The sequence below is a fragment of the Streptomyces spiramenti genome, assembly GCF_012034385.1.
GTDB lineage: Bacteria > Actinomycetota > Actinomycetes > Streptomycetales > Streptomycetaceae > Streptomyces > Streptomyces spiramenti.
The window spans coordinates 1-6,936 of the sequence record NZ_JAAVJB010000247.1 but is presented as its reverse complement, the minus strand read 5'-3'; the positions used below and the strand labels follow the sequence as shown (position 1 = coordinate 6,936).

Genomic DNA, 6,936 nt, shown 5'->3' with positions numbered 1-6,936 from the left:
CTCGTGGTCGCCGCGGCGCGACAGCGCGTAGCAGGCGTTGACGCCGACGATGCCGCTCCACGCCACGAAGAGCCCCGCGAGCCCCACGTGCGAGGCGGCGATCGCCGACAGCGGGATCGCCAGCAGCAACGACGCCACGGCGAGCCCCAGCGGGCCGCCCGGCCCCCGCGGCTCCGCCCGGCCCGGCCCCCCGCCCCGCGCGCCGACGGGCAGCTGCTGCTCCGCCAGCCGCCGGCGGACCCGCTTGTCCACGGTGGCGTCGATACGGAGGTTGACCTTCTCCACGAAGCTGTCGACCAGCTCCTCGTCGTACGCCGCGCCCAGCTCCCGGCGGGTCTCCACCGCGGCGGCCAGTTCCTGTGCCAGCTCGGGGTCACGTTGGCTGCTCATACCGACGAGGCTAGGGCCCGGGACGGCCGGGCACACGGGGGCTGGCCCCACCATTGCGCGGGGGACGCCGGCTGCACGCGCACCGTCCCGCGCCTCACCCCGCCGCCCCGGCAGCGCCGCCGCCGTCCGGCCAGCGCCACTCGGCGACCTCCGGCATGTCGGTGCCGTACTCCCGCGTCCAGCGGTGGTGCCGGAACCGGGCGTCCTCCATCGCCTGCCGGACCCCCGCCGCCCGCACCGCCAGCCCCGGCACCCGGTCGATGACGTCCATCACCAGCCGGTAGCGGTCCAGGTCATTGAGGACCGTCATGTCGAACGGCGTGGTCGTGGTGCCTGCCTCGCGGTAGCCGTGGACGTGCAGGTGGTCACCGCGGTCGTGCCGGTACGCCAGGCGGTGGATCAGCCACGGGTAGCCGTGGTAGGCGAAGACCACCGGCCGGTCCCGGGTGAACAGCGCCTCGTACCGCCGGGCCGACATGCCGTGCGGGTGGTCCTCCTCCGGCAGCAGCCGCGCCAGGTCCACCACGTTCACCACCCGTACCGCCAGCGACGGCAGCAGCCGCCGCAGGAGGGACGCCGCCGCCAGCACCTCCTGGGTGGGCACGTCGCCCGCGCACGCCAGCACGACGTCCGGCTCCTCCCCGGGCCTCTCGGTCCCCGCCCACTCCCAGACCCCCGCGCCCCGCGCGCAATGTGTGGCCGCCTCCTCGGGCGACAGCCAGTCGAAGGTCGGCTGCTTCCCCGCCACCACCACGTTCACCTGGTCACGGCTGCGCAGCGCCTCGTCCGCCACGCACAGCAGGGTGTTGGTGTCCGGCGGCAGGTAGACCCGAACCACCTCGGGCGACTTGTTCAGCACGTGGTCCACGAACCCGGGGTCCTGGTGCGAGAACCCGTTGTGGTCCTGCCGCCACACGTGCGACGTGAGCAGGTAGTTCAACGACGCCACCGGACGGCGCCACGGCAGCCGCCTCGACACCCGCAACCACTTGACGTGCTGGTTCACCATCGAGTCCACGATGTGTGCGAACGCCTCGTAGCAGGAGAACATCCCGTGCCGGCCAGTCAGCAGGTAACCCTCCAGCCACCCCTGGCAGGTGTGCTCGGAGAGGATCTCCATGACCCTGCCGTGCGGGTCGAGGTTCTCGTCCACCGGCAGCGTCTCCGCCTGCCACGCCTTGCCGCTCACCTCGTACAGCGCTTCGAGGCGGTTGGAGGCCGTCTCGTCCGGGCCGACCACCCGGAAGTCGCGCCGCCGCGCCGTGGCCGCCATCACCGCCGCGAGGTACCGGCCCAGCACCCGCGTCGGTTCGTGGGAGGAAGCCCCGGGGCGCTCCACCGGCACGGCGAACTCCTCCGGCCGCGGCAGCGGCAACTCCCGCAGCAGCAGACCGCCGTTGGCGTAGGGGGAGGCGCCCAGCCGCCCGGCGCCGGCGGGAACGGCCGCCAGCACCTGCGGGCTCGGCCCGCCGGCCCCGTCGAAGAGTTCCTCCGGGCGGTAGGAGCGGAGCCACTCCTCCAACTGCCGCAGGTGCGCCGGGTTCTGCCGCACCTCGGTGAGCGGCACCTGGTGCGCGCGCCAGGTGCCGGCAACCTGCTTCCCGTCCACCTCCCGCGGACCGGTCCATCCCTTCGGGGTCCGCAGCACGATCGCCGGCCAGCGGGGGGTGCCGTGCCACCCGTCGGTCCGCGCGGCGTGCTGGATCACCGTGATCCGGTCCAGCGCGACGTCCATCGCCGCCGCCATCGAGCGGTGCACCGAGGCCGGGTCGTCCCCCGACACGTGCAGCACCTCGTGGCCGTGCGCGCGCAGCAGCGCGTCCAGTTCCTCCCCCGGGACCCTCGCGGCGAGGGCGGGGTTGGCGATCTTGTAGCCGTTGACGTGCAGGATCGGCAGCACCGCGCCGTCGTGCATCGGGTCCAGAAAGCGGGTCGAGGCCCAGGACGCGGCCAGCGGGCCGGTCTCCGCCTCGCCGTCCCCGATCACGCAGGCCACCACCAGCTCCGGGTGGTCGAACGCGGCCCCGTAGGCGTGGGAGAGCGAGTAGCCCAACTCGCCGCCCTCGTGGATCGACCCCGGCGTCTCCGGCGCGACATGGCTCGGCACCCCGCCGGGGAAGGAGAACTGCTGGAACAGGCGGCCCATGCCCGCCTCGTCCCGACCCACGTCCGGGTAGAACTCCGAGTAGCTCCCGTCGAGCCAGCTGTTCGCCAGCACCGCGGGCCCGCCGTGTCCCGGCCCCCAGACGCAGAGCACCGGCAGCCCCCGCCGACGGACGACGCGGTTCAGCTGCGTGTGAACCAGGTTGAGTCCGGGCGCGGTGCCCCAGTGCCCCAGCAGCCGCGGCTTGATGTGGTCCGGGCGCAGCGGCTCCCGCAGCAGTGGGTTGGACATCAGGTAGATCTGCCCGGCCGCCAGATAGTTCGCCGCGCGCCAGTGCGCGAGCAGTGATGCCAGTTCCGTTTCGGTGACGGCGGGGGAGCGGACTGCGGGAGCGAGTGTGTCGGCGGCCATGGGGGACCTCGCGAGGGTCGGGATGTTCGGGCGGCGCCCGGGCCGGTGCGGCCCGGCGTCTCCTTCCAGCCTCCCCGCCTTGCGTCGAGCACGCGACCGCGTCCGCTCCCCGGGGCGTCCGCGCGCCGGGGGTCTTGCGCGACCGCCCTGTCTGCCCTGCGCGTGGCCCGGTCGCGACGGCCCCGCCCCCGCCGTCGGACAGCCGGACGGCGCGGAGCGGTCGCCGTGAGGTGGAACCCGCGCGGGAGGAGCATGCTGGAGGAAGACCCCCGACGGCAGGGAGGCTCCCGTGCACGCGCCGACTCCCACGGCACCCGACGACGCGACCGTCCTCGCGCTCGTCCGGGACGCCACCGCCGCCCCGTCGATGCACAACGCGCAACCCTGGCGGTTCCGGTATCGGCGGACGACCGGCGTCCTCGGCCTGTACGCCGACCTCGACCGCGCCATGCCGCTGTCCGACCCGAGTACGCGCGGCCTGCACCTGGGCTGCGGGGCGGCCCTGTTCAACCTGCGGGTCGCCGCGGCCCACCTCGGGCTGCATCCGGAGATCACGCTGCTGCCCGGCGGAGAGCCGGAACCGGAGCTGCTGGCAGCCGTCCGCCTGGTCGGCGGCGACGCGGACCACCGCAGGGACGCCGCCGGTGCCAGGGCCGCGGTCGGTGCCGGTCTGCTCACCGCGGCGTCGGTGCCGTCCGGCGTGCCCGCTCCCTCCGCCGGCCACCGGGGCGGGCCCGGGACGACCCGCCCGCCCGGGCTGCCCGCTGCCCGGCCCCCGCTCGGCGTGGAGGTCGGCGACCCCGGCGCGCCCGCCGCGCTCCACCCCGCCATCCACGCCCGGCACACCAGCCGCCACCCCTTCAGCGACCACCCGGTTCCCCCGGTGGTCCGGGCGGAACTGGCGGCGGCGGCGGCTGCCGAAGGGGCCGAACTCAGCTTCCCCGAGGGCTCGCACCGCCGGCTGGTGCTGGACCTGACCCGGGACGCGGAGGGCTACGACCACATGGACACCGACCGGGAGGCCGAACGACAGCGCTGGGTGGAGCCCGCGGCAGGCCGACGTGACCCCACCGGCAGCCGGTCCGTCCCGCCGGCCGACGGGCGACGTCGCGGTGACACCCGGGACGGCATCCCTGTGAGCGCACAGGGGCCCGTCCGCGCCTCCGGCGCGGCACCGGTCCGTGACTTCGCGGGCCGCTCCGCCACCGCCGGACGGCGACTGGCCGACTTCGAGCGGCACCCCCGGATCGCACTGCTCCGCACCCGCGGCGACCACCCGCTGGACTGGCTGTTCGCCGGACAGGCGCTGGAACGCGTCCTCCTGGAAGCGACGCGACACGGACTGCGGGCCTCCTTCGCCACCCAGGCGATCGAATGGCCCGAACTGCGGTGGCTGCTGCGCGACCCGCAGTCCGGCCCCGGCCACGTGCACATGGTGCTCCGGCTCGGGTACGGGCCACCCGGCGGTGCCACGCCCCGCCGCCCGCTGCGGGAGGTCCTCTCGCTGGCCGACTGACGGCCCGAGACGGCGCCGCACGGTCGAGGGCACACCCGTGGGGTGCCGCCGAGCCCACGCGGCGGGGCGGTCGGCGGTGGGGCGGTCGGCGTAACGACGGTGACGCGACGACGGAGGTGAGCGCGATGGACGGTCCCGGAACGGAGCGCGGGCGGCGCGACTTCCCGACGCGGCGGACGACGTGGACGAGGAGGAGATGGACGAGGACACCACCTCCTCGGCCGACTTCGACGACCGAGACGACAACGGCGAGCGCAGCGGCCGTCGCCGCCGTCGCGGCGGACGCCGCCGTCGACGCAGCGAGACCGCCCAGCGCGCCGCCGAGACCGGTGGCCACGAGGGCGACGGTCCCGAGGAGACCCCCGAGGCGGAGCAGAAGCCCGACCGGGAGGCCCCGAGGCGGGACGACGCCAAGGACGACGACGCCAAGGGCGCCGAGGGGACCGGCGGGGGGCGCCGCAGCCGTCGCCGCGGTGCCGCGGCCGTCGAGGAGGCCCCGGCCGAGGACGCCGTCGAGGAGCACGAGGACACCGACACCGAGTCCGACGCCGAGACCGACAGCGAGTCCGACGACGACGCCGACGGCCGTTCCGGTGGTTCCTCCTCCCGCCGTCGCCGCCGTCGGCGCCGCCGCGGCTCCGACAGCGACGACGCGCCGAACGGTTCGGAGGACGACCCCGAGCGCACCGTCGTGAAGGTGCGTGAACCGCGCCGCAAGAAGTCGGGCGAGCCGCAGGAGAGCTCCGACGGAGTGCAGTCCATCAAGGGCTCCACCCGGCTGGAGGCCAAGAAGCAGCGCCGCCGTGAGGGCCGCGAGCAGGGCCGGCGCCGGGTGCCGATCATCACCGAGGCCGAGTTCCTCGCCCGCCGTGAGGCGGTCGAGCGGGTCATGGTGGTGCGGCAGCACGGCGAGCGCACCCAGATCGGCGTGCTGGAGGACGACGTCCTCGTCGAGCACTACGTCAACAAGGAGCAGTCGGCCAGCTACGTCGGCAATGTCTACCTGGGCAAGGTCCAGAACGTGCTGCCCTCCATGGAGGCCGCGTTCGTCGACATCGGCAAGGGGCGCAACGCCGTCCTCTACGCCGGCGAGGTCAACTTCGAGTCGCTCGGCATGGGCCACGGCCCCCGCCGCATCGAGGCGGCGCTGAAGTCCGGCCAGCCCGTGCTGGTGCAGGTCACCAAGGACCCCATCGGTCACAAGGGTGCCCGTCTCACCAGCCAGATCTCGCTGCCCGGCCGCTACCTGGTCTACGTGCCCGAGGGCTCGATGACCGGCATCAGCCGGAAGCTGCCCGACACCGAGCGCGCCCGGCTGAAGCAGATCCTGAAGAAGATCGTCCCCGACGACGCCGGCGTCATCGTCCGCACCGCTGCCGAGGGCGCCACCGAGGACGAGCTGACGCGCGACGTCGAGCGGCTCCAGGCCCAGTGGCAGGAGATCCAGCAGAAGGCCAAGAAGGGCAACGCGCCGACCCTGCTCTACGGCGAGCCGGACATGACCGTCCGCGTCGTGCGCGACATCTTCAACGAGGACTTCTCCAGGGTCGTCGTCAGCGGTGACGAAGCGTGGTCGACGATCCACGGCTATGTCTCCCACGTCGCCCCCGACCTCGCGGGGCGACTGGAGAAGTGGACCTCCGAGGTCGACGTCTTCGCCGGCACCCGCATCGACGAGCAGCTGATGAAGGCCCTCGACCGGAAGGTCTACCTGCCCAGCGGCGGTTCGCTGGTGATCGACCGGACCGAGGCCATGGTCGTCATCGACGTCAACACCGGCCGCTTCACCGGTCAGGGCGGCAACCTCGAGGAGACCGTCACCCGCAACAACCTGGAGGCGGCCGAGGAGATCGTCCGCCAGCTGCGCCTGCGTGACCTCGGCGGCATCATCGTCGTCGACTTCATCGACATGGTGCTGGAGTCCAACCGCGACCTCGTGCTGCGGCGACTGCTGGAGTGCTTGGGCCGGGACCGGACCAAGCACCAGGTCGCCGAGGTGACCTCGCTCGGCCTGGTCCAGATGACCCGGAAGCGGGTCGGCCAGGGTCTGCTGGAGTCCTTCTCCGAGCCCTGCGTGCACTGCAACGGCCGCGGCGTCATCGTCCACCTGGAGCAGCCGCAGGGCGTCGGTGGCGGTGGCGGTGGCAAGAAGGGCCGCAAGAAGCAGAAGCAGGCCGACGCGGAAGCCGCGGCGCAGCAGGACGCTGCCGCTCAGCGTCACGATCACGACCACGACGACCACGACGGCCACGTCACGGCGGACCATCGGACGGAGTCCGCCCGCGGTGACGTGGACACCTCCTCCGCGCCGCTGGCGGCCGACGAGGAGCTGTACAGCAGCGTCGCCGAGGCGGAGGACGCGGCCCGCAGGGGCCGAGGCCGCCGCCGCTCCCGCAAGGCGTCCGCGCCCGCCGGCCCCCCGGCCGCGGTCGAGACCGCCGGGACCGACGCCGCAGACGCAGCCGCGGAGTCCGAGTCGCGTAGCGAGCCGGCCGTCGAGCGGTCGGCGCCGGAG

The 6,936-nt window shown here is 74.1% G+C and carries 3 protein-coding genes and 1 pseudogene; 2 read left to right on the top strand and 2 right to left on the bottom strand.

What is annotated here, in order from left to right:
- Positions 1 to 390, bottom strand: a 390-nt coding sequence (locus tag HCJ92_RS20685; protein ID WP_167935129.1) for a hypothetical protein, incomplete at its 3' end; no start/stop codon positions are given.
- Positions 391 to 484: 94 nt separating this feature from the next.
- Positions 485 to 2,905 (bottom strand): phosphoketolase family protein, encoded by a 2,421-nt coding sequence (locus HCJ92_RS20680; protein ID WP_167935128.1) that lies wholly within the window; start codon positions 2,903 to 2,905, stop codon positions 485 to 487.
- Positions 2,906 to 3,194: 289 nt separating this feature from the next.
- On the opposite strand from HCJ92_RS20680, the gene HCJ92_RS25155 reads away from it, so the two are divergent.
- Both HCJ92_RS25155 and HCJ92_RS20670 read left to right on the top strand, forming a co-directional pair.
- Entirely contained in the window at positions 3,195 to 4,421 is a 1,227-nt protein-coding gene (locus HCJ92_RS25155) for a nitroreductase family protein (protein WP_420824751.1), read from the top strand.
- Between the two features lie 148 nt (positions 4,422 to 4,569).
- Positions 4,570 to 6,936: pseudogene (locus tag HCJ92_RS20670) on the top strand (Rne/Rng family ribonuclease); the annotation flags it as partial.